Origin of the sequence: Methylocystis sp. H62, from assembly GCF_015709515.1 — a bacterium.
Lineage (GTDB): Bacteria > Pseudomonadota > Alphaproteobacteria > Rhizobiales > Beijerinckiaceae > Methylocystis.
The window spans coordinates 412,756-438,941 of record NZ_JADNQZ010000058.1 but is presented as its reverse complement, the minus strand read 5'-3'; the positions used below and the strand labels follow the sequence as shown (position 1 = coordinate 438,941).

Sequence of the window (26,186 nt, the reverse complement as noted above, 5' to 3'; positions counted from 1 at the left end):
GGCGCGCGCGACTGTGAGGCTCAGGCCCATTCTTGCCAATGTCCGTCTTCGAAAATGCGCCATGCCCGCAACCCCGCCTTTGCGACCACGAGCCGTCCCGCCTTCGCCTCGGCGACAAGATGCTTGAATATGAGAGGATTGCGCCAGGAAAACGGCTTTTCCGGGTCGCAGACCGCGTGGTATTCGTCGCTGTCGGGGTCATCCATCAGCAGCGTGCCGACCTTGTCGGGCCGCAGTTGCGACGAAAAGCTGCGCTCATCTTTCCATCGGCAGTAGTAGTCGCGACACACGTCCGGACGCGTGTCATAAACGCCGCAGCCGCCGGTCAGCGCGCAGTGCTCGCAGAGCTTGCCTGCGGGCTTCTTGAACTCTTCGATTTCAAGAACCTTGCAGCAGAAGTAGCAGGAGCCGCAGGCCTTGCCTGGAATGTCGAGCATGTCGGTCAAGCGCCTGATGGCGTGAGAATCGAATCGGCGTATTGTGAACGCCGCACCGCCGGATGCAAGCAGCGTCAGGATCAGCGAGCCGAGCCATGACGCGTATAATCGACCCCGCCTCTCTTTTCGTGTCCGCCGCGTGGCTCGCCGAACGTCTCGACGCGCCCGATCTCGTTGTCTTCGACGCGTCGTGGCACATGCCGGCGACCGGCCGCGACGCGCGCGCCGAGTTCCGTGCAGGGCACATTCCCGGCGCGCAATTCTTTGATATAGACGCCGTCGCCGAGCCGTCCACCGACCTGCCGCACATGTTGCCGAAACCCGAAGTCTTCGCGGCGGAGATGCGCCGGCTCGGATTCGGCGACGGCATGCAGGCGATCGTCTATGACAGCGTCGGCCTGTTTTCGGCGCCGCGTCTCTGGTGGACTTTTACTGTCTTCGGCGTCGAAAGGGTCTCGATCCTTGCGGGCGGCCTTCCCGCGTGGCAGGCCGAAGGCCGTCCGCTCCAACAGGGCGAGGCGCGCAGGCGAGCGCCAGCGGCGTTTACGCCCCACTTCGACGCGAGTCTGGTCGCCGACGCGCAGGCCGTGCGGCGCGCGCTTGATCTCGGCGGACCGCAAGTGGTCGACGCCCGCGGCGCGGAGCGTTTCCACGGATGGGCCCCTGAGCCGCGCCCTGGCCTGCGCGCCGGCCACATGCCTGGCGCGCTGAACCTACCGTTCGGCACTGTCCTCGAAGGCGGAAGACTGAAAGACAAGCTCGGGCTCGAAGCGGCCTTTTCCTCCGCGGGAGTCAATCCCGACGCGCCGGTCATCGCCACCTGCGGCTCCGGGCTCACCGCCTGCATCGTCAGCCTCGCGCTCGCTGCAGCGGGCCGACCGCCGGCTACCGTGTACGATGGCTCCTGGTCGGAATGGGGCGCCCGGGAAGATCTGCCCGCGGTCGTCGACGATCGCGGGCGCGCCTAATTACTAAGCCTTTAGCCTAAATTATATGCAAACGGTATATTTCGGAGGCGCCAAGTCTAAGTTTGGCGCCGGAACTTTGGCCATGGCGCGACCAGGGCGGCAATGTTAGAAGCTCGACGGCTCTTCAGCAGAGCCAAAGTCGCTAGCGGGCCGGGGCTTAAGCTAAGCGCGCGGGGGATTTGATGAAAAAGGTCGAGGCGATCATTAAGCCATTCAAGCTCGATGAAGTGAAGGAAGCGCTGCAGGCGGCGGGCCTCCAGGGCATCACGGTCACCGAGGCGAAGGGTTTTGGCCGTCAAAAAGGGCACACTGAGCTCTATCGCGGCGCTGAATATGTCGTTGATTTCCTTCCGAAAGTAAAAATAGAGATCGTTCTTGCGGACGACGCCGTGGAACGCGCCGTCGAGGCCATTCGCACGGCTGCGCAGACGGGCCGAATCGGCGATGGCAAGATTTTTGTTTCCAACGTCGAAGGCGCGATCCGTATTCGCACCGGCGAGACCGGCGCTGACGCCATCTAGCACTGAGCCCCCGCCCCATGAGCTTTCTCGCCAACATCTTCAGACGCTCTGCCGCGCCCAATTCGAAAGCAGCTAAACAGCAAGATCAGCAAAGAGAGGCATCGAACCACATGACAACGGCCAAGGACGTTCTTAAGCAGATCAAGGACAACGACGTTAAATACGTCGATTTCCGATTTACCGACCCGCGCGGCAAGTGGCAGCATGTGACGTTCGACGTTTCGATTGTCGATGAAGAGGCTTTGACCGAAGGCATCATGTTCGACGGCTCGTCGATCGCCGGCTGGAAAGCGATCAATGAATCGGACATGACGCTCCTTCCGGATCTGAATTCCATCTCCGTGGATCCCTTCTTCGCGGCGTCGACGCTCTCCGTCGTCTGCGACGTCGTCGAGCCCGCGACAGGCCAGCCCTACAACCGCGACCCGCGCGGCATGGCCAAGAAGGCGATGGAGCATCTGAAATCGACCGGCGTCGGCGACACGGCTTTTTTTGGTCCTGAGGCCGAATTCTTCGTCTTCGACGACGTGCGCTTTTCAGCCGAGCCCTACGATACGGGCTTCACGCTGGATTCGACCGAGCTGCCCTCCAATAGCGGCACGGCCTATGAAGGCGGCAACCTCGGCCACCGCGTGCGCACCAAAGGCGGCTACTTCCCGGTGCCGCCGGTCGACGCCGGACAGGACATGCGCGGCGAGATGCTCGCCGCCATGGCGGCCATGGGCGTCAAGGTCGAGAAGCACCATCACGAAGTCGCCTCCGCCCAGCACGAACTCGGTCTCAAGTTCGAGACGCTCGTCACGGTCGCCGACCACCTGCAGATCTACAAGTATGCGATCCATCAGGTGGCGCATTCCTACGGCAAGTCGGCGACCTTCATGCCGAAGCCGGTTTTTGGCGACAACGGTTCGGGCATGCACGTCCATCAGTCGATCTGGAAGGACGGCAAGCCGGTCTTCGCAGGCGACAAATACGCCGGCCTCTCTCAGGAGTGCCTGTGGTACATCGGCGGCATCATCAAGCATGCAAAGTCGCTGAACGCCTTCACCAACCCGTCGACCAACTCGTATAAGCGTCTGGTTCCGGGCTATGAGGCGCCGGTGCTGCTTGCTTATTCGTCGCGCAATCGCTCGGCGTCGTGCCGCATCCCCTTCAGCTCCAATCCGAAGGCGAAGCGCGTCGAAGTTCGTTTCCCCGATCCGACGGCGAATCCCTATCTCGCTTTCGCCGCCATGCTGATGGCGGGCCTCGACGGCATCGCCAACAAGATCGATCCGGGCGCGCCGGCCGACAAGGATCTCTACGATCTGCCGCCGGAAGAGTTGAAGGCGATCCCGACGGTGTGCGGCAGCTTGCGCGAAGCGCTTGATAATCTCAAAGCCGACCACGCCTATCTGACGGTCGGCGGCGTCTTCAACGAGGACTTCATCAACTCCTACATCGACCTCAAGATGCAGGACGTAATGCGCTTCGAGATGACGCCGCATCCGGTCGAATTCGACATGTATTACAGCTACTGACGCACTGACGCGGCCGCCGCGCCTTCGCGCAGCGGCGACATCACGTCAAACCGGAAGGCGACGCCTCGCCTTCCGGTTTTTTTTTGCGCTTTTTCTCGAGCTGCGCGTCGCGCGGCCGCGCTGTCGCATAGGCGTCATGCGCCTGTCATTTCGCCGAGCGAAATTGCGGCGAAAGCAAGAGCATTCACACAACATTCGCGCGGGCCATCCCACGCCGTCTCCACGTCGATCGCGCGCTTGCCGCGGCGAGGTGGTTTCGGCCGCGATGATTTGATGCAACGGAGAAAAGCCATGAAACTGCGAGCCCTCTCCGCCGCCGTCGCGGCTTTCGTGGTTTTAAGCGCCGGCGCTGTCGCGCTCGATCTGGAGCTCTCCCCCTACAAGGTCGTCAACGGCCTGTCGGGAAAATTGAGGTCGGTCGGCTCGGACACGATGCATCACGAAATGGAGCTCTGGGCCGAAGGGTTTCAATCGATCTACCCGGATGTCTCGATCGAACTTGTCGGCAAGGGTTCGAACACGGCGCCGCCGGCGCTCCTCTCGGGAGAATCCCAGCTTGGGCCGATGTCGCGGCAGATGAATCCCGATGAAATCGGGGCCTTCCAGGCGAAATATGGCTACAAGCCGACGGCGGTTCTGGTCGCGATCGACGCCTTGGCGATATATGTCCACAAGGACAACCCGCTCCAATGCATCAACATGGAGCAAATTGAGCGGGTATTCGCCGCCGACCCGAAAAGCGGCGGCGGCAAGAGCATCCTGACCTGGGGCGAACTTGGCCTCACTGGCGAATGGGCGGCTAAGCCCATTGCTCTGCAGAGTCGAAATGCTTTGTCCGGCACCTATAAATATTTCAAACAGCATGCCCTCGCCGGCGCTGACTTCAAAGACACCGTACATATGCAGGTTGGCTCTGAAGCCGTCGTCAGCGAAGTGACGAAGGACAAATACGCGATGGGCTATTCCGGCATCGGCTACAAGACGGCGGGAGTTCGCGCGGTTCCGCTGTCGTCGGGCAAAAGCTGCTATGAAGCCTCCTTCGACAACACGTATTCGCGCAAATATCCGCTCGCGCGGGGTCTCTTTATTTACCTGCTGAAGGACCCAAAGAAGCCGATCGACACGCTCAGCGGCGAATTCGTCAAATATGTTCTTTCGAGAGATGGTCAGACGCAGGCGAAGAAGGGCGGCTATTATCCGATCACCCGCAACATTCGCGAGCACGAGCTGACGCGTCTCGGCCTACTTGCATCGGCGAATTGACAGCATGCGAAGGCCAGGAGCGCGCGGTCACTGACAAATGCGGTAGCCGCCAGTCGATCCATGGCGCTCGATGTCGAAATGAAGATGGCTTGCGTGATAGGGATCTGATCCAGGGCCCAGAATCGTGGTGAACCAGCCGCACGCCGCCGTTCGTAGCCCTCTGACGTAAGCGGTCGATTGAGCATCCGGCTGAACGTCGACGGCGATCTTTCTACCGTCCGAGAAAACAAATGCGCCGACATCAAGAGCGAGCCCTTTGGCGTGCGCGCTCAGCTTGGCCCCATTATCATGATTGCGGCCGCGGCATTCGTAGCCTGGACCTGTGTCAATCGCGACGAGCGATGCGCCCGTCATGCCGGCGCCAAGCGGCGCCAGCAAATTTTTCACGTAATCGGAAAACTGCAGCGCGAAGGGGCAAGCCAGCAGCGGCTTTGCATTGACCACAACGCGCCGTACGCCGACCGTGATTGAGAGAATACGGACCGGCGCCTCGACCGCGCAACCGTCAAGCGCGCCGGCAGGCGCTTCGGCGGGTTCGAAAGCGACGCCAGCTGCGCGCAGATTCGCCATGCAATCCTCGGCGGGCTGGGGCGCAGCTTGCTGCGGCTGGGCGCCGACGGCAGGTTTTGCCTCCGGTAAGGGGCCGGTCTGAAATTCCGGACGCCGTGGCGGCGTGGGCGCATCGAGCGCCCCAGCGGAAGTTGCGACACCGCTCAACATTAGAGCGAGCGTAACCTCGACTGTAAAACGTACACGCTCGCGAGACATCGTCATCCTCGTCATCGCCTTTAGCCGCGCCATTCTTCTAATCCCCGCAGAGGGCGCCTACATTGGGGCGAGTGGAGGAAGCCTATGTCGAACGCCATCACCGTAACAGTGCCGCACGATCTCGGCGTCGAAGCGGCGAAAGCCCGCGTCTCCGAACAGCTGGCGAAAATGCAGCGCGAATATGTGGACAAGGTCGCGCATTCCGAAGTCACCTGGGCCGGCGACGTCGGGACGGTTCGCGTGACGGCGCTCGGTCAGACGGCGACGGCGCAGATCACGGTGCTGAAAGATTTGCTGCGCATCGACGTTCAGCTGCCCTGGGTGTTGGCGGCCCTTTCCGGCAAGCTGCAGCAATTCATCTCGAGCAACGCCGGCGACGCCTTGCGCATCGGCCACGCGCCGCAAAACGACGCTAGCGCCGCGCGTAAAACACCGTAAAGCGATGGCGCTTCCAGCCAATATCCGCGTAACGGAATCCCGCGTCTTCGAGCCAGGCGATCTGATCTGCAAAGGTCGCGCTGAGATCGAGTTCCGCGCGCTTTCTCGCCGCCGCAAAATCATCGCCGGCGATTCCTGAGCCTTGGACATCCGCTTCCCATCGGCGCTGATAGGCGTCCTCGATTTCGCGCGTCCCGCCGAGCGACTGATCGGCGTTGACGAAAATGCCGCCGGGTCGCAGCGCATCATGAATCCGCCTGAAGAGCCGGCGCTTCGCCTCGTGATCGAGATGGTGGATGGAGAGCGCCGAGACGACGGCGTCGAGCGGCCCCGGGAGCGGCGCGGTTGCATAGTCCGCGAGCGACAGGCGCAGGCGCGCGCCGTAAATCGCGAGCCGTTCGCGCGCCGCATCGAGCATCTTCGGCGCGAGATCGACGCCTTCGACCTGCGCGCCGGGAAACCGGTTGAGAATCATTTCCGACAAGAGACCGGTGCCGACGCCAAGATCGACGCATCGAAATTCTCCCTCGCCGACGGCCTCTTCGAGAAGGTCCAGCGCGGTTCCATAAAAGGCGTCGAAATGCGGAATGAGTTTGCGTCGCAACGCGTCATAGCCGGGAACGGCGTTTTCGAAGGCGGCGCGCAGCGCGTCGAAATTCGCTTCGGTCATATGTGATCCCCGCGTCGGTCGGGCCTTAGAGAGACGGGCTTCACCGCCCTTCAACGCGCCGACCAAAATCCGGCGCAGCCGTGTCCTGACCCTGCTCGATGATCGAGCGGCGGATGTCGCGGGTGCGCGAGAAAAACTCCAGCAGCCCCTCCCCGTCGCCCCGCCGGATCATCCGCTGCAGCACGCTGAGATCTTCATTGAAGCGTCCGAGCATCTCGAGCACCGAGTCCTTATTGGCGAGGAAAATGTCGCGCCACATGATGGGATCCGACGCGGCGATGCGCGTGAAATCGCGAAAGCCGGACGCTGAGAATTTGATGACCTCGGAGCGAGTCTCATCGCCGAAGTCATCCGCCGTGCCGACGATATTATAAGCGATGAGATGCGGCAGATGGCTCGTGAGCGCGAGCACGGCGTCGTGATGCGCGACGCTCATCGTCTCGACATTGGCGCCCAGACGCATCCAGAATGTCCTGAGCTTTTCCACCGCTGCGGCGCCGGCGTTCTCGGGCGGCGTGAGAATGCACCAACGATTTTGAAACAGCGTGGCGAATCCTGCGTCCGGCCCGGAGAACTCCGTGCCGGCGATCGGATGGGCGGGAATGAAGCGCGAAGGCTCGCTAAGATGCGGCGTCATCTGCGCGACGACGGCGCCTTTCACCGAGCCGACGTCGGAAAGAACGGCGCCTTTTTCCAGATGCGGCGCGAGGCTTCGTGCGACGTCGCCGCACGCGCCGACAGGCGTGCACACGATGACGAGATCGGCTCCACCAACCGCCTGTGCATAATCTTGTGTCGCAATGTCCGCGAGGCAGAGTTCGCTGGCGCGGCCGACGACCTGCGGCGACGAATCCATCACGGCGACATGCCGCGCTACGCCGAACTCGCGCGCCGCGCGCGCGATCGACGAGCCGATAAGTCCGACGCCGATCAACGCCAGGCGTTCACATACAGGATCAGCCATGAACGCCTGCTTGCGCGTCTTGCCGCACGCGGGCGCTCTGCATGAATTCAGCAAGCGCTTCGACGACGCGTTCATTCGCCTCCTGCGCGCCGACGGTGAGCCGCAGGAATTCCCCCATGCCATAGGCGCCGATGGCGCGCAGCACTAAGCCGCGCGACATGAGGAAGCGGTCGGCGTCGAGGGCGGTCAATCCCGGCGCGTCGGGGAAACGTATGGCGACGAAATTGGCGACGCTCGGCAGAACGTCGAGGCCGAGCGCGGAAATTTCTCGCGAGAGCCACGGCAGCCAGCGGTCATTATGCGCGATCGCTGCGTCGAGATGCGCGCGATCCGAGAGCGCGGCGATCGCCGCTGCCGAACCCGCGCTCGAAACATTGAAGGGCGAGCGGATTCGGTTCAGCGCGTCGATCACATGCGCGGGTCCGTAGGCCCAGCCAACGCGCAGGCCCGCAAGGCCGTAGATTTTCGAGAAGGTGCGGGTCATCACGACATTTTCATGCGCATCGACCAGCGCGACGCCCGCCTCGTAATCCTCGCGCAGGACATATTCGGCATAGGCGGAGTCGAGCACGAGCAGCACATGCGCGGGCAGCGAACGCGCCAGCCGCGAGACGTCATTCGCGGGCAAAAACGTGCCGGTCGGATTGTTCGGATTGGCGAGAAAAACGATCTTCGTTCTCTCGCTCACACAGGCAAGCAGCGCGTCAACTTCCGCGGTGTAGTTCGTCTCGGGAGCGACGACCGGCGTTCCCCCCGCGGCGAGCGTGACGATCTTGTACTCAAGGAACCCATGCTGGCTGTAAACGCCCTCGTCGCCGGGCCCGATGTAGGCGAGCGCAAGTAGCTCCAGAAGATTGTCCGAGCCGGCGCCGGCGATGATCCGGTCTGGGTCGAGCGCGTAACGCGCGCCGATCGCCTCGCGCAGGGCGCGCGAGGAGCCTTCCGGATACAGCGCGATCTCGCCGGCCATGTTGCGCAGGGCCTCCACCGCGCGCGGAGAAGGCCCGAGCGGCGTCTCATTGGCCGACAATTTGAACACGCGCGCGGCGCCCGGCGCGGCGCTCCTGCCGGGCACGTAAGCGTCGATCGCGAGAACGGTTGAACGGGGGGTGGGCTTGGTCATGATCAATCGCCTGGCGCGAAGACGCCGCTGCGCGCATCGTTAAGCTGGAAGCGCATCGCATGGCTGCCGATCACGTCGACGCGCGCGCCCTCCACCCCCGCTTCGGCCAACGCTTTGGCGAAGGACTGGGCGTCAGCGTCGCCGGCGGCCGCGACAAGCAGCGCGAGCCCTTCCGGATGGGGGGCGCTCGCGAGGATCTCGCCGTTGAGCGTCTGGAAGGCCCCGGGCAGCGCATGCGTCCAGCGCGCGAGGCCGACCGCGTAAAGCGTCACGCCTTGCGCCATCGCGTCGGCCGGAAGCCGCGCGACGACGAACATCGGCAGACCCGCGGGATGATTGGGCCGCTCGACGAAAGGCAGACGCGCGATGATCTTGGGGGCGTCTTCGCCAACGAGGCGCATCCACCAGGCGCCATCCGACAGCCCGCCCGTCGCGCGCAAGATCCCCAGATCACCGGTCGAGGCGGCGACCGCGTCGATCACCGCGCCGGCGCCGTGATGCGCGACATAGGGAACGGTGAACCCGAAGTGGAAGCGCGCCGAATCGCGCATCTGCGCGTCGCCGCCGGAATCATCGGCATGCACCGAATAATTCGCCTGAACATAGGTGAAGGTCGAGACGATGACGCGCCAAACGCCTTCGACGGCGTCGAGCGGCAGGAGCCCCTGATGACGCTCGACCAGCGCGCGCATCATCTGCGCCTCGCGATCGGGTCGAAAGGCGCAACCGACGCCCTGCGCGCGCTTCACGGCGATCAGCCGGTCGATGATCTCGCCGCGCTCCATCAGCAGCCGATGCATGTCGCGATCGATCCGGTCGATCTCGTCGCGCAATTCGGCAAGCGTGTCCGCGGCGGGCATGAGCAAAGGCGCATTCTGCATGGCGCACTCTCTTAGGCCAGCGCGGGACAGGAGGCAACGAAAGGCGACCCGCCGTCCTCCCGGATATCGCTGAACGACGATTGTCGCCGACAGGCCGTGTGTTATGCTGTGTACATGCAATCACCGGCGGCAAAGATCAAGCGCACAAAGCGCGAAACATCCGAGACCTTCACCGTGAGGGTCGGTCCCGAGATCAAGAAGCGGCTCGCCAGCCTCGCGGCGAGCACGGGCCGCAGCCGCTCCTTTATCACGGCCGAGGCCATCGCCGAATATCTCGACGCCAACGAGTGGCAAGTCGCTGGAATTCGCCAAGCCCTGGGCTCTCTCGATCGCGGCGGCGGCGTCGAACATGAAGACGTGCGCCATTGGATCGAGAGCTGGGAGACGCCTGACGAAACCCGCCGCCCGTGAAGATCATCTGGTCGCCCGAGGCGATCGACGATCTTGCCGCCCTACGCGCATACATTTCGCGGGACAATCCCGCGGCTGCGCGACGCGTCGCCCTTCACCTTCTCGAAAGGGTCGAGACGACTCTTGCGGAGAATCCGCATATCGGCCGCCCCGGCCGCGTGCCTGGAACGCGCGAATTCGTCATCGACAAGACGCCCTACAGCGTTCCTTATCGCGTCAAGGACAACGCGCTTCAGATGTTGCGCATCTATCATGGCGCGCGTCGCTGGCCGGAGTCGTTGTGAGGTCAACCCGCCTTCCAAAAGGCGGTAGGTTATCAGCTTGAATTTCGGCTCGCGACCCGCAGCAGTCGCCCCGTTGAGCGGATGATGAATGGCTCGATTTGACCCAAAGCGGACATTCCAACTGGTGAAGAAAAATCCTGCGGCTGCCTTTGTCACCAAAGCAAAGCCGATTTTTAAGCGCCGATGTCGACGCCCCAATCCGCTTCAGTAGTAGCGCGGAATTGGTCCATTATGCGGCGTAGTCCGGTGGCCGAGATCCAGAACGATCCGATCGACATAGCACCAGCCCCATCCTTCCGGCGGATCGTAGCCTTCGATGATAGGATGGCGAGTCTTGTGAAAGTGTTTAGTGGCGTGCCGATGAGGCGAGCTGTCGCAGCAGCCAACATGACCGCAGATCCGGCAAAGCCGAAGATGCACCCACGCCGAACCGATCTTCAGGCATTCCTCGCACCCGAGCGCGCTTGGCGTTACGTCACGGATGCCGGCGACGTGCGGACATTCCTCGGACATCAGGACCTCGTGGTTGAAGCGACCACTTCGGCGGCGCCGCCGCTTCGGGCGAGATAAGCGTGGAGTGCAGCAACCACCTGGGCACCTTCCCCGACGGCGGCGGCGACCCGCTTGACAGATCCCGCGCGCACGTCGCCGATGGCGAACACGCCAGCGCGGCTCGTTTCCAGGGCGTGACGCTTTTCGCCACTGTCATCGCCAGTGCGCACGAACCCTTTTTCATCCAGAGCTATATCGCATTGCGCGAGCCAGTCGGTATTTGGATCCGCGCCGATAAAAAGAAACAAATGACTTATGGCGCGTGCCGTTTCTTGATTGCTCGCGCGGTCACGCCATCGCACCGTCTCGAGATTGCCTTCAGTTCCTTCCAGCCCCGTAACTTCCGCGAGGGTCACTACTTCAATATTTGGTTGAGCCGTGATGCGCTTCACAAGATAATGAGACATGGTCTCGTCGAGACTTCCGCGCCGAGCCAGCAGCCACACCTTCTTTGCATGGGCGGCGAGAAATACCGCAGCTTGCCCTGCGGAGTTGCCGGCCCCGACGAGCGCCACTTCCTGGCCGCGGCACAGCTTGGCCTCTATCGGCGAGGCCCAATAATGCACGGACGATCCTTCAAATAACGCCAAATTTGGCAAATCGAGGCGGCGATAACGCGCGCCGCTCGCCAACACAACAGCACGAGCGTGCAAGGTCTCGTCATCGCCAACAGCCAAAAAATACCTCTTTCCGTCTCCCGCCGTATGCTGACCCAATTGCCGGGCTTCATCTGGTATCGCCATTTCCACCCCAAACTTCTGCGCCTGATTGAAGGCGCGCGCCATTAGCGCCATTCCGGAAATCCCGGTTGGAAATCCTAGGTAGTTTTCGATACGAGCAGAAGCGCCCGCCTGTCCGCCAAAGGCGCGGCGATCAAGAACGATGACTTCCAGGCCCTCGGAGGCGGCATACACGGCGGCCGCCAATCCCGCCGGCCCACCGCCCACGATCGCCACGTCATAGGTTTTCGCCGGGTCGATCGGGCGGACGAGGCCGATGCACCGAGCAAGTTCGTGCTCGCCAGGGTTAAGCAGCAACTTGCCATTCGGACAAAGGACGATCGGCAAATGATGCTCGTCCACAGCAAAACGCTCGATCAAGGTCCTAGCGCAAGAGTCGCTTTCAGGATCGAGCACGCGATGTGGTTGTCCGTTTCGCGCGAGGAAGACATCCAAACGCAAAACGTCGGCGTTATTGGCGCGTCCAACTATGATCGGTCCGCTCGCACCACTTTCGAGCAAGCCCACGCGCCGCAGGATCAAAGCCCGCATGATGCGCTCGCCTAGCTCGGCCTCCTGCATGAACAGGTCGCGCAGTCGGTCCGATCTAATGACGAGGGCTTTAACCGGCTCCAAGGCTTCAGCGTCTACGAGCGCCGGACTCGCGGAGAGCTGCGCCAGCTCTCCGACGAACTGCCCGGCGTGATGTGTCACAATCGTTTCGCGCTGGTCGGGCCCGCAACCCTGGGTGACCTCCACTATGCCTGAAAGGATCACGATCAACCCGGGAGCAACCTCGCCAGCTTTTAGAATGTGTTCCCCGGCTTGAAAGCTCCGCTCCTCGCCCAAGTGGCGCAGGCGGTCGATGTCGGCCTGCGTCAAGACGGGAAACATCTGGTCTCGCCTGGCGGCAAGAACTGATTCGGCGGATTGAGACATCGCCTTTCCTGGATGGGCGCTGTCTGCCGACGCGGACATCTAGATCCGAAGAAGTGCGCTTGGCAAACGCAGACACGCCTTACTTCGAGAAACACGCGGCAGGCTTCCTTGTTCCATACGCCACAAGCGTCCAGAGGGCGGCTTAAGCGGAGCATGTTTCCATTGAATAGCCGTCTACCCCGCCCCTTCCAGCAACCGCGCGGCCGCGGCGCGCGCCTCCTCGGTGATCGCGGCGCCTGACAGCATGCGGGCGATCTCCTCGCGCCGCTCGCCTTCGGCCAGCACGGCGACGCTGGTCGCGACCCGCTTGTCCTTCCCGGTCTTCGCCGGCGCGCCCTTGCTGATGCGCAGATGCTGGCCGGCGCGCGCGGCGACCTGCGGCGCGTGAGTGACGGCGAGCACCTGGGCGCGTTTGGCGAGACGCGCCAGCCGCTGACCGATGGCGTCGGCCACGGCGCCGCCGACGCCCGTGTCGATTTCGTCGAAAACCAGCGTCGGCGCCGAGCCGCGGTCCGCGAGAACGACCTTCAGCGCCAGCATGAAGCGCGCGAGTTCGCCGCCCGACGCGACCTTGGTCAGCGGACCGGGGCGCGAGCCCGGATTGGTCTGCACCCAGAATTCGACGCGGTCGATTCCTTCCGGCCCGGCGGACTCCGGGTCGCTCGTCACCTGCGTCGAGAAATGCGCGCCCTCCAACCGCAACGGCTTCAACTCGGCGTCAACCAGCGCATCGAGTGTCTTCGCCGCTGCGCGGCGCGCCGCGGACAGGGCCAAGGCCGTCTCGTCATAGGACTGCTTGGCGTCTGCAAGCGCGCGCCCCAGCGCGACGAGCCGCGCTTCGGAGGCGTCGAGCGCGGCGATGTCATTGGCGAATTTTTCTTCAAGCTTCGCAAGGTCGGCGACCGCGACCTGATGCTTGCGCGCGGCGCCGCGCAGCGCGAACAGCCGCTCCTCGACCCGCTCCAATTCCGCCGGATCGAATTTCGTCTCAGTGAGCGCGCGCTCGAGCGCTTCCTCGGCGAAACCCAAGGCGTCGACAGCCTGCGTCAAGGCGCGCGCCGGCGCATCCAGCAGTTGCGGCGCCTGCGTCAGACGCCGCTCCAGCCGCCGCGCCGCCTGAGCGATTTCGCGCGCCGGCGACCCGTCATTCGAAAACGCCGAAAGCGCATCGGATATGTCCGACGCGACCTTTTCGGCGCGCTGCATGAAGAGCCGCCGTTCGGCGAGCGTCTCTTCCTCGCCCGCCTGCGGCGCCAGCTCCGAAAGCTCGGCGTGCGCATGGCGTAGGTATTCTGCGTCGGCGCGCGCCTTGGCGATGCGCGCTTCTTCTTCAACAAGCGCGCGGCGCGCCGCCTGCCACGCGCCATAGCGCGCGCGCACGTCATTGGCCTGCGCTATAAGGCCGCCATGCGCGTCGACGAGCGCGCGATGCGCATTCGGATCGACCAGCGCGCGTTCGTCATGCTGACAATGAATCTCGACGAGTTCGCGGCCAATCGCGCGCAGCGCCTGCGCCGTCGCCGGCTGGTCATTCACAAAGGCGCGGGTGCGGCCGTCCGCCGCCTGCACGCGGCGCAACACCAGCTCGTCCTCGCTCGCCAATCCGAATTCGCGCGCCGCGAGATGAGCGGGATGATTGGCCGGCGTATCGAACGCCGCCGTCACCTGGCCCTGTTCGCAGCCGGCGCGCACGAGCGACGCGTCGCCCCGCCCCCCGAGCGCCAACCCGAAGGCGTCGAGCAGAATCGATTTTCCCGCGCCGGTCTCGCCCGTGAGCGTCGTCAGACCCGGCGCGAATTCCAGGTCGAGCGCGTCGATCAGCACGATGTCGCGAATGGAAAGACGGACCAGCATGAGGCGTTGCTCAAATGCCCTGGGCGCGCACATGCGCCGGAAGCCGCGCGCCGGCGACGCGCGGACGGCCCTCGATTATAGTCGCCAGCGCCCTTTTCCAAACGGAGATTTTATGGCCGATCTTGGCATCGACGACATTCGCGCCCTGCTGAGCGCAAAACCGCGACCCGTCGGCTGGCCGGCGCGGCGCGCCCGCATCGAGGAAGTCGGCGCCGTTTGGCCGGTCGCGCCGGATATCTCGTTGGAGCCGGCGTCGATCGACGGCATCGCCGCCGAATGGTCTTGCGCGCCAACGAGCGACCCCTCGCGCGCGCTGCTGTTCTTCCATGGCGGCGGCTACTGCTCCGGTTCGATCGTCAGCCACCGCCGCATGGCCACTGAAGCCGGACGCGCCGCGGGCGCTCGCACGCTCGCCGTCGCGTTCAGACTGGCGCCCGAGCATCCGTTTCCCGCCGCCTATGACGACGCGCTCGCGGCTTGGCGATTTCTTCGGGAACAGGGATTTGCCGCGCGCCAGATCGCGGTCGGCGGCGACAGCGCCGGCGCCGGCCTGACGCTTGCCTTGCTGATGCGGCTGCGTGATCTCCAGGAGCCGCTCCCCGCCTGCGCCTGGCTCGTTTCGCCTTGGACCGATCTCACCCTCTCCGGCGAAACGCTGGCGACGAAAGACGACGCCGACCCGCTGCTGCATAAGGCCTATCTCGAGGACCTCGCGCAGGCATACGTCCCGGCGGGAGTCGATCGCCGTGATCCGCGCGTCTCGCCGCTTTTTGGCGACCTCCGCGACTTGCCGCCCCTCATGATTCAGGTGGGTTCAAACGAAACGCTGCTCGCCGATTCGACGCGACTCGCCGCTGCGGCCGGCGCCGCCGACGTCTCGGTCACGCTGGAGATCTGGCCGCGCATGATCCATGCGTGGCACTTATGGAATGCAAGGCTTGAGGAGGGCCGGCGCGCGCTCGCGCATGCCGGCGCATTCATCCAGGCGCGACTATTGGAGGACGGCCAGATTCGCGTGGAGCGACTTTCCGATCTTCGAGAGCCATGAATCTGTGTATTCGTGCGGCTCGAGACCGTCGCTTTGCAGCAGCGCGTGGGCGTCCTTATACCACTGCGAATCCGGGTAATTATGTCCCAGGATGGCGGCGGCGGTCTGCGCTTCATTGGTGACGCCCATCGCGAGATAGGCTTCGGTGAGGCGATAGAGCGCCTCTTCGGTATGGCGCGTCATCTGATATTTGCCGAGAACGTCATGGAATCGGTTGATCGCGGCGGGGGAATTCTTGCGAAGCAGATAGAAGCGCCCGACGTTCATCTCCTTGGCGGCGAGCTGGTCTCGCGTCACCTGCATTTTGTATTTGGCGTCGTTCACATATTCCGACTTCGGAAATTTCTGTACGAGCTGCGTGAAAACCTCCAGCGCCTTCTCAGCCGACTGCTGATCGCGCATGACGTCCGGCACCTGATTATAGAAGGACATGCCCGCGAGATAGTAGACATAGGGCGTATCGGCGGAGTTCGGATAAAGTCCGATGTAGCGCATCGCCGACTGCACGGCGTCGTCATATTTGGGGTGCTCGTACTGAGCGAAGGTCGTCATCAGCAGCCCTTTGCGGGACCAGTCCGATGACGGATATTGCTTTTCCAATTCGCCAAATTTCTTGGCTGCTCCCTCGTAATCCTTGGCCTTCAGCCGCGCCAGACCGGCGTTATAGAGATCCTCGGCCGGAATGTCGGGCGTGACCTCGGTCTGATATTTCGTCCCGCCGCTGCCAAAGAGACCGAAACCGCTGGTGATCGAGTCCATGAGGTCGGCGCGCGCCGGCGCCGCGCCGATCGACAAGGCCGACGCCAAAGCCAACACTTTGATTGAACGATCGAAAACCGACATGTGTTGCCCCATTGCGGCGCTGCGCGACGCTCGCGCGGTCCCGGCGCCCTCTAAGCTCAATAAAGCCAAATCGTTGCTGGACGCCCTTGCCCTGCCCTGACGGCGGACGGCGCACCGATCCCGCCTTTGCGGTCGGCTGAAAGAAGAACCTTCCATCTGGCGAGATTATGGCGACAGGCTTCGGCCTGTCGCACTCACGCCTTCGTTATGCCCGCCGTCGAATTCGAGCGCCAGGGCGCCCGCGCGCGCCGCAGCTTCGAGGAGCGCGAGGTTGAGGCTATGGCCGCCGCGATAGGAGCGGAAGGCGCCTATGATCGGCGCCCCGGCCAGCGCCAGATCGCCCACGACGTCGAGCATCTTGTGACGTACGCTTTCGTCGGCGAAACGCTCCCCCTGCGGATTGATCGCGGCGCGCGCGTCAAAGACGAGCGTATTGTCGAGATTGGCGCCGAGCGCCAGACCTTCACGCCACAGCCGCTCGGCGTCGCGCAGGAATCCGAAACTGCGAGCGCCGGCCAGTTCGCGCCGGAACGTCTCGGGCGTCAGATCAAGCGCCAGGCGTTGGCGGCCGACTGGACTGGGAAAGGCTATTTCCACATCCAGATGGAGGCCGGATTCTGCCGGCCGCAGTTCCGCCCAGCCGGCCCCGTCGGATACGCGCGCCGGATTGACGACGCGCAACACGCGCCGAGGCGCAGTAAGCGCCACGACGCCGGCCTCGTCGATCGCTAAGACGAAGTCTCGCGCCGAGCCGTCCATCGCTGGAACCTCGTCGCCTTCGAGCAAAACCAGCGCATTGTCGACGCGAAGCGCCGCAAGCGCGGCCATCACATGCTCGACCGTCGACACGCTTGCGCCGTCGCCGGCGAGCTGTGTGCGCAATGTCGATGCGTCGACGCGCGACCAATGCGCTTCGATATCGGCTCCGGCGACGCTGAAAACGATCCCAACGTCAGCGCCGGCCGGCGCGAGCGTGATGCTGGCGGGACGACCGCCATGCACGCCCTGGCCGGTTAACGTGAAGCTTCGTGCGAGTGTCTGCTGAACCGCTGGCGCGGCCGCGCTCCCGGGACGCGCAGCGCGGCGCGCGCGCAACGCAGGTCGGCGTGAATCCGAAAGAATGGCGCAACCCTCCCCTAAAGCCCGGACGAACGATAGCAAATCCGGGCGCCGACGCTCCAGTCACGCTTTCTTACAGTTTGTTACAAGACCCGGCGGCCAAAATGAAAAGGCCCGCGCGAGGCGGGCCTTTTCCGGTTGTCGAGAATGTCTTCAGTGGTTGGCCTGGCGACGCAGGAAGGCCGGGATCTCCAGATGATCCTCCTCGGACGGGCGCGGCTGCAAGGCGCGACGACCGTGCGGATCGAGCGCAGCATGTCCGCCGGCGCCGACCGGCGCCGGAGCGGCCGGTCGCTTGCCATATTCGGCGTGTGTCGCCGAAGGCTGGCCTGTGGGAGCCATTTGCGGGCGCGGGGCCGGCGCCGCGGGTCCGCCATGCATCGAGCCATGCATCGAATCTTCCTGACGGCTCGCCCCGAAGGAGGCGAGGCGCTCGAAAATCGATTTGCGACGAGGGTCGCCAGCGCCCATCTGCTGACGTAGCTGTTCCTGGATGGGCTGGGGAAAATCCTCGATCTGTGGCATGCGCGGCGCACGCGGCTGCTCGGGCGCCGGAGGCACATAGGCGACCGCCGGCGCTTCGTGACGCTCGGCTTCGTACCTCGGCTCGCCATAGGCGAGACGCGGCGGCGCCGGCTCGAGGTAAATGCCATGCGGCGGCGCCTGCTCAGAATAATAGCCCGCGGCAGCGTGTGGCTCTTCGCGATGACGCAGAACCGGCGCGGCCTCGACGGCCGGCGCCTGCTGGGCGCGCGCCTGCTGCAACTGGGCGCGCAGGCGCTCGGCGGCCTCGGCGAGACGCGATTCGCTCGTCGGATCATCGGCCGTGATCGCGGTCAGGTCGATGCCCGTCGCGACGACGGAGACGCGCACCACGCCTTCAAGCGAGGAATCGAATGTCGCGCCCAGAATGATGTTGGCGTCCTCGTCGACCTCCTGGCGAATACGGCTCGCCGCCTCGTCGACTTCGTAGAGCGTCAGATCGTGGCCGCCGGTGATCGAGATCAGCAGGCCGCGCGCGCCCTTCATCGACACTTCGTCAAGCAGCGGATTGGCGATCGCGGCTTCCGCGGCAAGATTGGCGCGATTTTCACCCGTGGCTTCGCCGGTGCCCATCATCGCCTTGCCCATGCCGCGCATGATCGAACGGACGTCAGCAAAATCGAGGTTGATGAGGCCTTCCTTGACCATCAAATCCGTAACCGACGCGACTCCCGAATAGAGAACCTGGTCGGCCATGGCGAAGGCGTCGGCGAAGGTCGTCTTCTCCGTGGCGATGCGGAAGAGATTCTGATTCGGGATGACGATCAGCGTATCGACGCATTTTTGCAGTTCGGAGATGCCCGATTCGGCGATGCGCAGGCGACGCTGGCCTTCGAAATGGAACGGCTTCGTCACGACGCCGACGGTGAGAATGCCCATTTCGCGCGCGATCTGCGCGATCACCGGCGCGGCGCCCGTGCCGGTGCCGCCGCCCATGCCGGCGGTGACGAAGCACATATGCGCGCCGGAGAGATGCTCGCGAATTTCTTCGCGCGCTTCTTCCGCGGCGGCCCGGCCGACTTCCGGCTGAGCGCCAGCGCCCAGCCCTTCGGTCACCTGCAGGCCCATTTGGATGATTCGCTCGGCCTGCGACGACGCGAGCGCCTGGGCGTCAGTATTGGCGACAAGGAAATCGACGCCCGACAGACCAGAGGTGATCATATTGTTGACGGCGTTGCAGCCACCGCCGCCGACGCCGCAAACCATGATGCGGGGCTTCAATTCCCTGAGTTCGGGAGCTTTAAGGTTGATCGTCATCTGCCAGGCCTCTCACCAATGCGTTCACAACTCGGCGCCCGTTGTCCTTCGCCCTTGGACGCCCGGTCGCCGAACGCGTCGTCCTTGGCAATCACCCCCGGCGCGTCGAAGGGCGCGCCGGGTCGAAAGAATCACTTCACGCGATACTAGAAGCTTTCTCTTAACCATCTCCCTACGCGCGAGATGTATCCGTCAGTTCCCGTCGCCGCGCGCTCGATCCGGCGCGGCTCGAAATATTCGTGCGCGGCGACTTGCGGATAGACGAGCAGCCCGGCCGCGGCCGCGAAGGCGGGGCTCTTGGAGGAATCCGGCAAGCCCTCGACGCCGATCGGACGTCCCACCCGAACCTGTCCGCCGAGAATGCGGCGCGCCGCCTCGGCGACGCCTGTGAGCTGGCTGGCGCCGCCCGTCAGCACGATACGACGGCCAGGACCGCTCGGATGGCCGGCCTTCGCCAAGCGATCGCGCAGGAACTCCAGCGTTTCCTCTATTCGCGGGCGGATAATGCGCACGAGATGCGATTTAGGCGCATGCGCCTTGTGATCGCTCTCACCGACGTGATCGAAGGAAATGGTTTCGCGCTCGTCTGACGTCGAAGCGATCGCCGAGCCGTGAAAGGTCTTCAGCCGCTCCGCGTCGGAGAGCCGCGCGTCGAGTCCGCGCGCGATGTCCATCGTGACGTGGGCGCCGCCAAGCGTGACGGCGTCCAGGTGAATCATCTCGCCCCGGGCGAAGACGGCCACGGATGTTGATCCAGCGCCCATGTCGATAACCACGACGCCCATTTCTGCCTCGTCGGGTTCGAGCGTGGAGAGTCCGGCGACATAGGGCGCGGCGGCCATGGCTTCGACGCTGAGATGGCTGCGCTCGACGGCGACGAGAAGATTGCGGGCGGCGGCCTGATCGCAGGTCGCGACGTGGAGATCGACCGCCAGCTCTTCGCCGATCATGTCTTTAGGCTCTCGGATGCCAGACACGCCGTCGAGCGAAAAGCCCGTCGGCAGCGAGTGCACGGCGACTCGGCCGCGCTGGAGATGATGCGCGGCCGAAGCCTCGAGAACCCGATGAATGTCGTGTTCGGCGACTTCACGGCCGCCAATCACGCGTTTCGCCTGAAAATGCTGCGAGGACAGTCGGCCGCCCGACGCCGTGACAATGACGCGCTCCACCTGCATGCCGGCCATGCGCTCGGCGGCGTCGACGGTTTGCCGGATCGCGGCATCGGCGGCGTCCATGTCGACCACGAGGCCGTTCTTCACGCCCAGAGAGCGCTGATGGCCAATGCCAACGACGCGAACGCGATGCGTGCGCCAATCGCCGGGCGCGACCACGCCAAGCGGGGTCAGCCGCGCGATCAGGCAGGCGATCTTCGACGTGCCGACGTCAAGCGCCGCGAACGTCGCGGAGCGACGCGGCGAGAGCGGCTTCATGCGCGGTGGGACACCAGGAGAAATCATGCAGCTAACCACCACTCTTGGTCGACTTGCGCGGCGCAAGCTGCGCTTCGCGCGCCGCAGCGGCCTCTTCCGTCAGCCTGACGCTGACGCGGTCGGGAATACGCAAGTCGATGAACATGACGTCCTTGTCGAGGATCCGCGCCTCTCGCTGCAGCCGCGCGAGCGTCTCCAGCGCGCCGGATGGATCGATCTCCGGCAGTTTCACCGTGACGCCATTCGTCACCTCGAAGTTCCAGCGGCGTCCCGCGACGAGCACGCCGGCCTTGATGCGATGCGCAAGGTCGCCAGCCTTCGTCAACAGCATGAGAAATTCGAGCAGACGCTTCTGCGCGCCCTCGCCGACGACGAACGGCAGACCGAGATAGCGCTGGTCGCGCAACTCATCGATCGGCACGCCGTCTTCGGAAATGACGGCGACGCGTCCGTCGCGCTGCCACAAGGCGCTTGGCTGCCGCTCTTCGATCGCGACGACCAGGCGATCGGGGTATAGCTTCATCACCCGCGCGGTTTTGACGAGGGGGACCTGCATCAGCCGGTCGCGCACCGCCGTCGCATCGAGAAAAGGCAAGGAGTTTCGCGGCCCGACGCCCGCGGCCTCGAGAAGTTCGCGTTCGGTCAACCGCGATTGACCGGTGATGGTGACGGCGGAAATCGGAAACCCGGCGACGCGCGCCGCGATGTCGTAGAGCTCACCCTCGCTTGCGACGAGAGCGGCGTAGCCGCCGTTCTCGACAAATCCCGCCGCGCCGATAGCGGCGAAGAGCGCAAGCGTCGCCAGAGCGCCGACGCCGGGACGGCCCAGCAAGGCGAGGCGCGAAAGGAGACGTTCACCGCGGGTTCTTCGCGCCGACGCGCGCGGAGCGACCGCCGCGGGGGCGGCGGGAACGGCTGCCGGCGGGATGGTCGCAACGGCGACCGCCGCCAAGGCGTATGGGGCTTCTCCGGGAACGATGGGGACGAGCGAGTGCCGAGCCGAAAATGACTCTCTCAACGATCGCAGGATGCGTCTTCCACCATCCATCTGACCAACTCGCCGAATGAAAAACCTGCGTATGCCGCCATTTCTGGCACGAGCGAGGTCTCCGTCATTCCCGGCTGCGTGTTCACCTCCAACACGACGAGTTCGCCCGTACCTCCGGGGCGGTCGTCGTATCGGAAGTCCGCGCGGCTTACGCCGCGACAGCCGAGAGCTCGGTGAGCCTCAAGGGCCAAATGTTGGACCTCTTGGTAAATATTCAGTTTAAGATTTGCCGGAAGGACGTGTTTCGAGCCGCCCTTGGCGTATTTGGCGTGATAATCGTACCAGCCGCCGTCGGCCGCGAGAATTTCGATCACGTCAAGCGCCTTGTCGTTCATGACGGCGCATGTGAGTTCGCGCCCGGCGATGAATTGCTCCGCAAGCATCATGTCGCCATGAGTCCAATCCTCGCGCCATAATTCCTGCGGGGGATGCTCTTGGCCCTCGCTAACGATGAAGACGCCGAAGGAGGAGCCTTCGGAGACGGGCTTGAGGACATAAGGAAGGGGCAGCGCGTGCGCTTTGGCGGCGTCCAGCCTGTGCAGAACGCGCCCTTTTGGCGTCGGAACGCCGGCGGCCGCCATCACCGTCTTCGCGACATCCTTTTTCATCGCCGCCGAAGAGGCGAGCACGCCCGAATGCGTGTAGGGGATGCGCAGAATTTCCAGCACGCCCTGAATGCAGCCGTCCTCGCCGAACTTGCCGTGGAGCGCGTTGAAGGCGACGTCCGGTTTGAGCGCCGCAAGGACATTCGCGACGTCATGTCCCGCGTCGACGCGGGACACTTGAAACCCCTGCTCTTCAAGAGCTTTCGCGCAGGCCTCGCCCGAGCGCAATGAAATTTCGCGTTCGGCGGAAAGTCCGCCCATCAGAACGGCGACGTGCTTGGTCATGTGCTCTCGACTTGAAAAATGCCAACTAGAGATCCGAATAGGCGGCTTCGTCGGCTTCCGAAGCCCATTCGGTGAATATGGCGAAAGGACAGAGCGAGTCGCTTAACGCGCCTGACGCTGGCGAAACTCGATCTTCGACCGAAGGACTCTTCTTCGGTCCCTGCTCGTCGCCGCTTTTCGACGTGGCCGCCGTTTCAGTAGCGTCCGAGGATCGGTGCGATTTTTTTCGAGGCGGCACGGCGGGAATCTCCTCAGGCGTCCACGCTAAGATCTCAGCAACGGCGACGCAATCTCATTGCGCCATTCATCTCAAGCGACGCCTATGCGCTTGATCTCCCAATGCAGTTCGACGCCGCTCGTCTCGCGCACGCGCCGGCGCACCTCTTCGCCAAGCGCCTCGATGTCGGCGGCGCTCGCGCGGCCGCGATTGATGAGAAAATTGCAGTGCATCTCGCTGACCTGCGCATCGCCGACGACGAGTCCGCGACAGCCGGCCGCGTCAATCAACCGCCATGCTTTTTCGCCGTCGGGATTCTTGAAGGTCGAGCCGCCGGTCTTTTCCTTGATCGGCTGCGAGGCCTCGCGCGCCGCCGTGATGCGGTCCATCTCGGCGATGATCGTCGCCGGATCGCCAGGACGTCCCTGGTAAAGCGCCTGCGTGAAGATCACGTCGTCGGGGGCGGAGCAATGGCGATAGGCATAGCCCATGTCGGCGACGCCAAAGACCCGGATGTCGCCAGCGCGGTCGACGCCGCGCGCTTCAATCAGCGCGTCCTTGGTTTCGCCGCCATGCGCGCCGGCGTTCATGCGCAGCGCGCCGCCGATGGCGCCGGGAATGCCGCGATAGAAGGTCAGCCCGTCAACGCCCGCTTCGGCGGCCGCGCGCGCCGCCTTCACGTCGGGAACCGCGGCGCCGACTCGAAGCCTGCAGCCGTCCTCGACGACGATCTCGCCAAAGCCCTTGGCCGACAGGCGTATGACCACGCCTTCGACGCCGCCGTCGCGCACGATCAGATTGGAGCCAAGGCCGACGACGGTGACGGCAATCTCTCGCGGCAGTCGCGCGAGGAAATAGGCAAGATCGGCCTCATCCGCCGGCATGAACAGGATCTGCGCCGGCCCGCCGACGCGAAACCATGTGTAAGGCGCGAGCGGCTCATTGGCGGATATCTTTCCGCGCAGCTCGGGCGCGAAGCGGGCGATATCGTGGGAAAGATCGGCGAAGGTCATCTGCGGCTTTCGGCTTGATCGACGCTACGTCACAGCTCGGCGATTTGGACGACGCGCACGCCATGACTCGAGCGGAATCGGCGATCGTTGGTGACGAAGATATCGCATTGCGCGGCCAACGCCGTTCGAAAATGCACAGCGTCTATCAGTCTTAGGCCGAGATCGGCGCCGAGGCGCGCCGCCCCGATGAGCGTTTCGATGTCCACAGGCCGAATGTCGAAAGTCCCCTCCTCGAAGAACAGTCGATCGTAACCGTTTTCGAGCACCTGACTCTGACGTCTGAAGGCGCCGTAGAAGCATTCCGCAACGCAGATTTCGCTGGTGACAAAGGTCGTGTTTTGTTCAATCAGGGCATACCAGAGGCTGGAGATCTTCGAATAAAATTCCGGATTCGCCTCGATGAAATAGATGACCGAGTTTGCGTCGAAATAGGCCCGCCCGCCTTCGAGCGGAAGCGCCTCATTCATCGCCGCGGAATTCACGGATGCGCGCGTCGATCTCCTCAATGGATTGCGGTCCGACAAGCCGGTGGCCGATTCCCTCCAGCTCCTTCAGGCGACGAATGCGCTCTTGCGGCGAAGGCTGGGTCTCCTTCTGCACGATGCGCGGAAGAAACTGCTTCAGCGTTTCCTCAACGAGATAAGAACGCGAACGGCGCGTGCGCCGCGCCGCCTCGTCAAGGATTTTGCGCGTTTCGTCGGTCAGACGAACGGATGTGGGCGTAGGCGCGGCGGATTTCATGATTCGGAGAGGACTGACTACGATGTAGTCGAATGTAGTAGCGATTCTGCGGAAGTCAAATCATGCCACATAAATTCACGTCCCTTCGTCACCCGGTTGACGGAAATGTCGGGGAAGTCATGCCGGGCCCCCTCCCCAACCCTCCCCCTTTTCGCGGGAGAGGGAGCGGGCCACGCGCTTCATCCAGATTGCGCAAGAGCCGCTCGTTAGGGTCCGTTCGAAGTCGGCTGTTGCCGACTTCGGAGTCGATGCGCAAACCGGGAACACCCGGTTTGCCTCAGCGGGGGAGGGACAGGGAGGGGGCAAGAGCAAATTCAACTCCCCTGCCCCGCCGCGAGCTGCTCCGGCAGCGCATAGGCCCACTGCGTGATATTGCCGGCGCCAAGACACACGACATAATCACCCGGCGCGACGATCTCGCGAACCATCGCCGCCAGCACTTCGGGAGAGGGAAGCCCCATCGCGCGGCGATGGCCATGCGCCTTGATGGCGGACACAAGCGCGTCGCGATCGACGCCCGGTATCGGCTGCTCGCCTGCGGAATAGACATCAGCGATGATGACCACATCGGCGTCGTTGAAGCAGGTGGCGAATGCATCAAAAAGCGACTGCAGCCGCGAATAGCGATGCGGCTGCATCAGCGCGACGACCTTGCCCTTGGTGGAGGCGCGCGCCGCGCGCAGCACGGCGGCGATTTCGACCGGATGATGTCCATAGTCGTCGAAAATCTGCACGCCGTTCCATTCGCCGGTCTTGGTGAAGCGCCGCTTCACGCCGCCAAAGCCGGCAAGCGCCTTGCGGATTTGTTCGGGCGACAGGCCGAGCTGATTGGCGACGGCGATCGCCGCCGTCGCATTCAACGCATTGTGATGGCCCGGCATCGGCAGGACGAGATTTTCGAGATAGATCGCCTGCGACGTCTTGCGGTCGCGCAGCAGCACATTGAACTTCGACACGCCGCCCTCGAGATCGACGTCGAGCAGACGCACGTCGGCCTGCGGATTTTCGCCATAGGTGATGACGCGGCGGTCCTCGATGCGGCCGACGAGCTCCTGCACGGTCGGATGATCGAGGCACATCACCGCGAAGCCGTAGAAGGGAATATTCTCGACGAAGTTGCGGAAGGCTTCCTTGATCGCGTCGAATGTATGGAAATGGTCGAGATGTTCGGGATCGATATTGGTGACGATGGCGACGTCCGCCGGCAGTTTGAGAAACGTGCCGTCGCTTTCGTCGGCCTCCACCACCATCCAGTCGCCGGCTCCAAGACGCGCATTCGTGCCATAGGCGTTGATGATGCCGCCGTTGATCACCGTCGGATCGAGGCCGCCGGCGTCGAGCAGCGTCGCAACGAGCGAGGTCGTCGTCGTCTTGCCATGCGTGCCGGCGATGGCGACGCATTGCTTGAGGCGCATCAGCTCGGCCAGCATTTCAGCGCGACGCACGACCGGCAGACGTTTTTCGCGCGCCAAGACAAGTTCGGGATTGTCGCGCTTTATTGCGGTCGAGACGACGACGACGGCGGCGTCGCCGAGATTTTTCGCGTCATGTCCGATGCTGATCGTCGCGCCTTTGTCGACAAGCCGCTTGACGTTGGCGTTTTCCCCCGCGTCCGATCCCTGCACCTTGTAGCCGAGATTGAGCAGCACTTCGGCGATACCAGACATGCCGATGCCGCCGATGCCGACGAAATGAATCGGGCCCAACTCTTTCGGCAGTTTCATT

General features: G+C 63.7%; 27 protein-coding genes. 8 read left to right on the top strand and 19 right to left on the bottom strand.

The genetic code is table 11. The annotated features are described in order from the left end of the window. Window positions 1–20: 20 nt before the first annotated feature. Complete coding sequence (locus IYY11_RS18760) at window positions 21–437, bottom strand: hypothetical protein (RefSeq protein ID WP_154453449.1); 417 nt, start codon at window positions 435–437, stop codon at window positions 21–23. 95 nt (window positions 438–532) lie between these two features. Between IYY11_RS18760 and sseA the strand changes: the two genes are divergently transcribed. The 4 genes from sseA (at window position 533) to IYY11_RS18740 (ending at window position 4,709) form a co-directional block, all read left to right on the top strand. After that, complete coding sequence (gene sseA / locus IYY11_RS18755) at window positions 533–1,405, top strand: 3-mercaptopyruvate sulfurtransferase (RefSeq protein WP_196405250.1); 873 nt, start codon at window positions 533–535, stop codon at window positions 1,403–1,405. Between the two features lie 182 nt (window positions 1,406–1,587). After that, window positions 1,588–1,926: a P-II family nitrogen regulator gene (locus tag IYY11_RS18750; RefSeq protein ID WP_014890136.1), complete on the top strand. Its 339-nt coding sequence runs from the start codon at window positions 1,588–1,590 to the stop codon at window positions 1,924–1,926. Window positions 1,927–2,036: 110 nt separating this feature from the next. Next, entirely contained in the window at window positions 2,037–3,446 is a 1,410-nt protein-coding gene (glnA, locus tag IYY11_RS18745) for a type I glutamate--ammonia ligase (RefSeq protein ID WP_196405249.1), read from the top strand. Between the two features lie 291 nt (window positions 3,447–3,737). Next, window positions 3,738–4,709 (top strand): PstS family phosphate ABC transporter substrate-binding protein, encoded by a 972-nt coding sequence (locus IYY11_RS18740; RefSeq protein WP_196405248.1) that lies wholly within the window; start codon window positions 3,738–3,740, stop codon window positions 4,707–4,709. 27 nt (window positions 4,710–4,736) lie between these two features. Here IYY11_RS18740 and IYY11_RS18735 read toward each other — a convergent pair whose 3' ends face one another. After that, entirely contained in the window at window positions 4,737–5,483 is a 747-nt protein-coding gene (locus tag IYY11_RS18735; protein ID WP_246720084.1) for an extensin family protein, read from the bottom strand. Window positions 5,484–5,561: 78 nt separating this feature from the next. On the opposite strand from IYY11_RS18735, the gene IYY11_RS18730 reads away from it, so the two are divergent. Next, window positions 5,562–5,915, top strand: coding sequence for a polyhydroxyalkanoic acid system family protein (locus IYY11_RS18730; protein WP_196405246.1), 354 nt, complete (start codon window positions 5,562–5,564; stop codon window positions 5,913–5,915). Here IYY11_RS18730 and IYY11_RS18725 read toward each other — a convergent pair. From IYY11_RS18725 to IYY11_RS18710, 4 genes are read right to left on the bottom strand one after another with little or no spacing between them, the layout of a single operon-like run. Then, on the bottom strand, window positions 5,890–6,585 hold the full coding sequence (locus IYY11_RS18725; RefSeq protein WP_196405245.1) for a trans-aconitate 2-methyltransferase: 696 nt from the start codon (window positions 6,583–6,585) through the stop codon (window positions 5,890–5,892). The two genes, IYY11_RS18730 and IYY11_RS18725, sit on opposite strands and share 26 nt — an antisense overlap. A gap of 40 nt (window positions 6,586–6,625) precedes the next feature. Continuing rightward, complete coding sequence (locus tag IYY11_RS18720) at window positions 6,626–7,549, bottom strand: prephenate/arogenate dehydrogenase family protein (RefSeq protein WP_196405244.1); 924 nt, start codon at window positions 7,547–7,549, stop codon at window positions 6,626–6,628. After that, on the bottom strand, window positions 7,542–8,672 hold the full coding sequence (gene hisC, locus IYY11_RS18715) for a histidinol-phosphate transaminase (protein WP_196405243.1): 1,131 nt from the start codon (window positions 8,670–8,672) through the stop codon (window positions 7,542–7,544). Before hisC ends, IYY11_RS18720 begins: the two co-directional genes overlap by 8 nt. A gap of 2 nt (window positions 8,673–8,674) precedes the next feature. After that, entirely contained in the window at window positions 8,675–9,553 is an 879-nt protein-coding gene (locus tag IYY11_RS18710; protein WP_196405242.1) for a chorismate mutase, read from the bottom strand. A 114-nt stretch (window positions 9,554–9,667) separates the two neighbouring features. On the opposite strand from IYY11_RS18710, the gene IYY11_RS18705 reads away from it, so the two are divergent. Beyond that, complete coding sequence (locus IYY11_RS18705; RefSeq protein ID WP_196405241.1) at window positions 9,668–9,964, top strand: CopG family ribbon-helix-helix protein; 297 nt, start codon at window positions 9,668–9,670, stop codon at window positions 9,962–9,964. After that, window positions 9,961–10,248, top strand: a complete 288-nt coding sequence (locus tag IYY11_RS18700; RefSeq protein ID WP_196405240.1) for a type II toxin-antitoxin system RelE/ParE family toxin — start codon at window positions 9,961–9,963, stop codon at window positions 10,246–10,248. Before IYY11_RS18705 ends, IYY11_RS18700 begins: the two co-directional genes overlap by 4 nt. A gap of 204 nt (window positions 10,249–10,452) precedes the next feature. On the opposite strand, the gene IYY11_RS18695 is transcribed toward IYY11_RS18700, so the two are convergent. The 3 genes from IYY11_RS18695 to recN form a co-directional block, all read right to left on the bottom strand. Then, window positions 10,453–10,761, bottom strand: a complete 309-nt coding sequence (locus IYY11_RS18695; RefSeq protein ID WP_196405239.1) for a UBP-type zinc finger domain-containing protein — start codon at window positions 10,759–10,761, stop codon at window positions 10,453–10,455. Next, a complete protein-coding gene (locus IYY11_RS18690) occupies window positions 10,761–12,458 on the bottom strand; it encodes an FAD-dependent oxidoreductase (RefSeq protein WP_196405238.1) in 1,698 nt (565 codons plus the stop codon). Before IYY11_RS18690 ends, IYY11_RS18695 begins: the two co-directional genes overlap by 1 nt. Before the next feature lie 174 nt (window positions 12,459–12,632). Further along, a complete protein-coding gene (gene recN, locus IYY11_RS18685) occupies window positions 12,633–14,312 on the bottom strand; it encodes a DNA repair protein RecN (protein ID WP_196405237.1) in 1,680 nt (559 codons plus the stop codon). A 112-nt stretch (window positions 14,313–14,424) separates the two neighbouring features. On the opposite strand from recN, the gene IYY11_RS18680 reads away from it, so the two are divergent. Beyond that, entirely contained in the window at window positions 14,425–15,360 is a 936-nt protein-coding gene (locus tag IYY11_RS18680; RefSeq protein ID WP_196405236.1) for an alpha/beta hydrolase, read from the top strand. Here the strand turns inward: IYY11_RS18680 and IYY11_RS18675 are convergent. The 10 genes from IYY11_RS18675 to murC form a co-directional block, all read right to left on the bottom strand. Then, window positions 15,304–16,203 (bottom strand): outer membrane protein assembly factor BamD, encoded by a 900-nt coding sequence (locus IYY11_RS18675; RefSeq protein WP_196405235.1) that lies wholly within the window; start codon window positions 16,201–16,203, stop codon window positions 15,304–15,306. The genes IYY11_RS18680 and IYY11_RS18675 overlap by 57 nt on opposite strands. 165 nt (window positions 16,204–16,368) lie before the next feature. Beyond that, window positions 16,369–17,298: a UDP-3-O-acyl-N-acetylglucosamine deacetylase gene (lpxC, locus tag IYY11_RS18670; protein WP_196405234.1), complete on the bottom strand. Its 930-nt coding sequence runs from the start codon at window positions 17,296–17,298 to the stop codon at window positions 16,369–16,371. A gap of 177 nt (window positions 17,299–17,475) precedes the next feature. After that, window positions 17,476–19,122, bottom strand: a complete 1,647-nt coding sequence (gene ftsZ / locus IYY11_RS18665) for a cell division protein FtsZ (protein ID WP_196405233.1) — start codon at window positions 19,120–19,122, stop codon at window positions 17,476–17,478. A gap of 146 nt (window positions 19,123–19,268) precedes the next feature. Then, window positions 19,269–20,579 carry a cell division protein FtsA gene (gene ftsA / locus IYY11_RS18660; RefSeq protein WP_196405232.1) on the bottom strand — a complete coding sequence of 437 codons (1,311 nt, stop codon included), beginning with the start codon at window positions 20,577–20,579 and terminating at the stop codon, window positions 19,269–19,271. A 4-nt stretch (window positions 20,580–20,583) separates the two neighbouring features. Further along, the gene (locus IYY11_RS18655) at window positions 20,584–21,384 is read right to left on the bottom strand and encodes a cell division protein FtsQ/DivIB (RefSeq protein WP_246720083.1); all 801 of its coding nucleotides are present in this window, start codon (window positions 21,382–21,384) and stop codon (window positions 20,584–20,586) included. Between the two features lie 182 nt (window positions 21,385–21,566). Continuing rightward, on the bottom strand, window positions 21,567–22,490 hold the full coding sequence (locus tag IYY11_RS18650) for a D-alanine--D-alanine ligase (protein ID WP_196405230.1): 924 nt from the start codon (window positions 22,488–22,490) through the stop codon (window positions 21,567–21,569). 309 nt (window positions 22,491–22,799) lie between these two features. After that, window positions 22,800–23,720, bottom strand: coding sequence for a UDP-N-acetylmuramate dehydrogenase (gene murB / locus IYY11_RS18645; protein WP_196405229.1), 921 nt, complete (start codon window positions 23,718–23,720; stop codon window positions 22,800–22,802). 29 nt (window positions 23,721–23,749) lie between these two features. Next, complete coding sequence (locus IYY11_RS18640; RefSeq protein WP_196405228.1) at window positions 23,750–24,187, bottom strand: type II toxin-antitoxin system VapC family toxin; 438 nt, start codon at window positions 24,185–24,187, stop codon at window positions 23,750–23,752. Beyond that, entirely contained in the window at window positions 24,180–24,461 is a 282-nt protein-coding gene (locus IYY11_RS18635) for a ribbon-helix-helix protein, CopG family (protein ID WP_196405227.1), read from the bottom strand. Before IYY11_RS18635 ends, IYY11_RS18640 begins: the two co-directional genes overlap by 8 nt. A gap of 314 nt (window positions 24,462–24,775) precedes the next feature. Next, a complete protein-coding gene (murC, locus tag IYY11_RS18630; RefSeq protein ID WP_196405226.1) occupies window positions 24,776–26,185 on the bottom strand; it encodes a UDP-N-acetylmuramate--L-alanine ligase in 1,410 nt (469 codons plus the stop codon). Window position 26,186: the final 1 nt, after the last annotated feature.

Coding starts and splice junctions, on each gene's coding strand:
- IYY11_RS18750 (WP_014890136.1), top strand. CDS start 1,588: ATGAAAAAGGTCGAGGCGATCATTAAGCCATTCAAGCTCGATGAAGTG.
- ftsA (WP_196405232.1), bottom strand. CDS start 20,579: ATGATTTCTCCTGGTGTCCCACCGCGCATGAAGCCGCTCTCGCCGCGT.
- ftsZ (WP_196405233.1), bottom strand. CDS start 19,122: ATGACGATCAACCTTAAAGCTCCCGAACTCAGGGAATTGAAGCCCCGC.
- IYY11_RS18710 (WP_196405242.1), bottom strand. CDS start 9,553: ATGCAGAATGCGCCTTTGCTCATGCCCGCCGCGGACACGCTTGCCGAA.
- IYY11_RS18695 (WP_196405239.1), bottom strand. CDS start 10,761: ATGTCCGAGGAATGTCCGCACGTCGCCGGCATCCGTGACGTAACGCCA.
- glnA (WP_196405249.1), top strand. CDS start 2,037: ATGACAACGGCCAAGGACGTTCTTAAGCAGATCAAGGACAACGACGTT.
- IYY11_RS18705 (WP_196405241.1), top strand. CDS start 9,668: ATGCAATCACCGGCGGCAAAGATCAAGCGCACAAAGCGCGAAACATCC.
- IYY11_RS18690 (WP_196405238.1), bottom strand. CDS start 12,458: ATGTCTCAATCCGCCGAATCAGTTCTTGCCGCCAGGCGAGACCAGATG.
- IYY11_RS18650 (WP_196405230.1), bottom strand. CDS start 22,490: ATGACCAAGCACGTCGCCGTTCTGATGGGCGGACTTTCCGCCGAACGC.
- IYY11_RS18725 (WP_196405245.1), bottom strand. CDS start 6,585: ATGACCGAAGCGAATTTCGACGCGCTGCGCGCCGCCTTCGAAAACGCC.
- recN (WP_196405237.1), bottom strand. CDS start 14,312: ATGCTGGTCCGTCTTTCCATTCGCGACATCGTGCTGATCGACGCGCTC.
- IYY11_RS18720 (WP_196405244.1), bottom strand. CDS start 7,549: ATGGCTGATCCTGTATGTGAACGCCTGGCGTTGATCGGCGTCGGACTT.
- IYY11_RS18675 (WP_196405235.1), bottom strand. CDS start 16,203: ATGTCGGTTTTCGATCGTTCAATCAAAGTGTTGGCTTTGGCGTCGGCC.
- sseA (WP_196405250.1), top strand. CDS start 533: ATGACGCGTATAATCGACCCCGCCTCTCTTTTCGTGTCCGCCGCGTGG.
- murC (WP_196405226.1), bottom strand. CDS start 26,185: ATGAAACTGCCGAAAGAGTTGGGCCCGATTCATTTCGTCGGCATCGGC.
- IYY11_RS18730 (WP_196405246.1), top strand. CDS start 5,562: ATGTCGAACGCCATCACCGTAACAGTGCCGCACGATCTCGGCGTCGAA.
- IYY11_RS18740 (WP_196405248.1), top strand. CDS start 3,738: ATGAAACTGCGAGCCCTCTCCGCCGCCGTCGCGGCTTTCGTGGTTTTA.
- IYY11_RS18640 (WP_196405228.1), bottom strand. CDS start 24,187: ATGAATGAGGCGCTTCCGCTCGAAGGCGGGCGGGCCTATTTCGACGCA.
- IYY11_RS18735 (WP_246720084.1), bottom strand. CDS start 5,483: ATGACGATGTCTCGCGAGCGTGTACGTTTTACAGTCGAGGTTACGCTC.
- murB (WP_196405229.1), bottom strand. CDS start 23,720: ATGACCTTCGCCGATCTTTCCCACGATATCGCCCGCTTCGCGCCCGAG.
- IYY11_RS18680 (WP_196405236.1), top strand. CDS start 14,425: ATGGCCGATCTTGGCATCGACGACATTCGCGCCCTGCTGAGCGCAAAA.
- hisC (WP_196405243.1), bottom strand. CDS start 8,672: ATGACCAAGCCCACCCCCCGTTCAACCGTTCTCGCGATCGACGCTTAC.
- IYY11_RS18760 (WP_154453449.1), bottom strand. CDS start 437: ATGCTCGACATTCCAGGCAAGGCCTGCGGCTCCTGCTACTTCTGCTGC.
- IYY11_RS18635 (WP_196405227.1), bottom strand. CDS start 24,461: ATGAAATCCGCCGCGCCTACGCCCACATCCGTTCGTCTGACCGACGAA.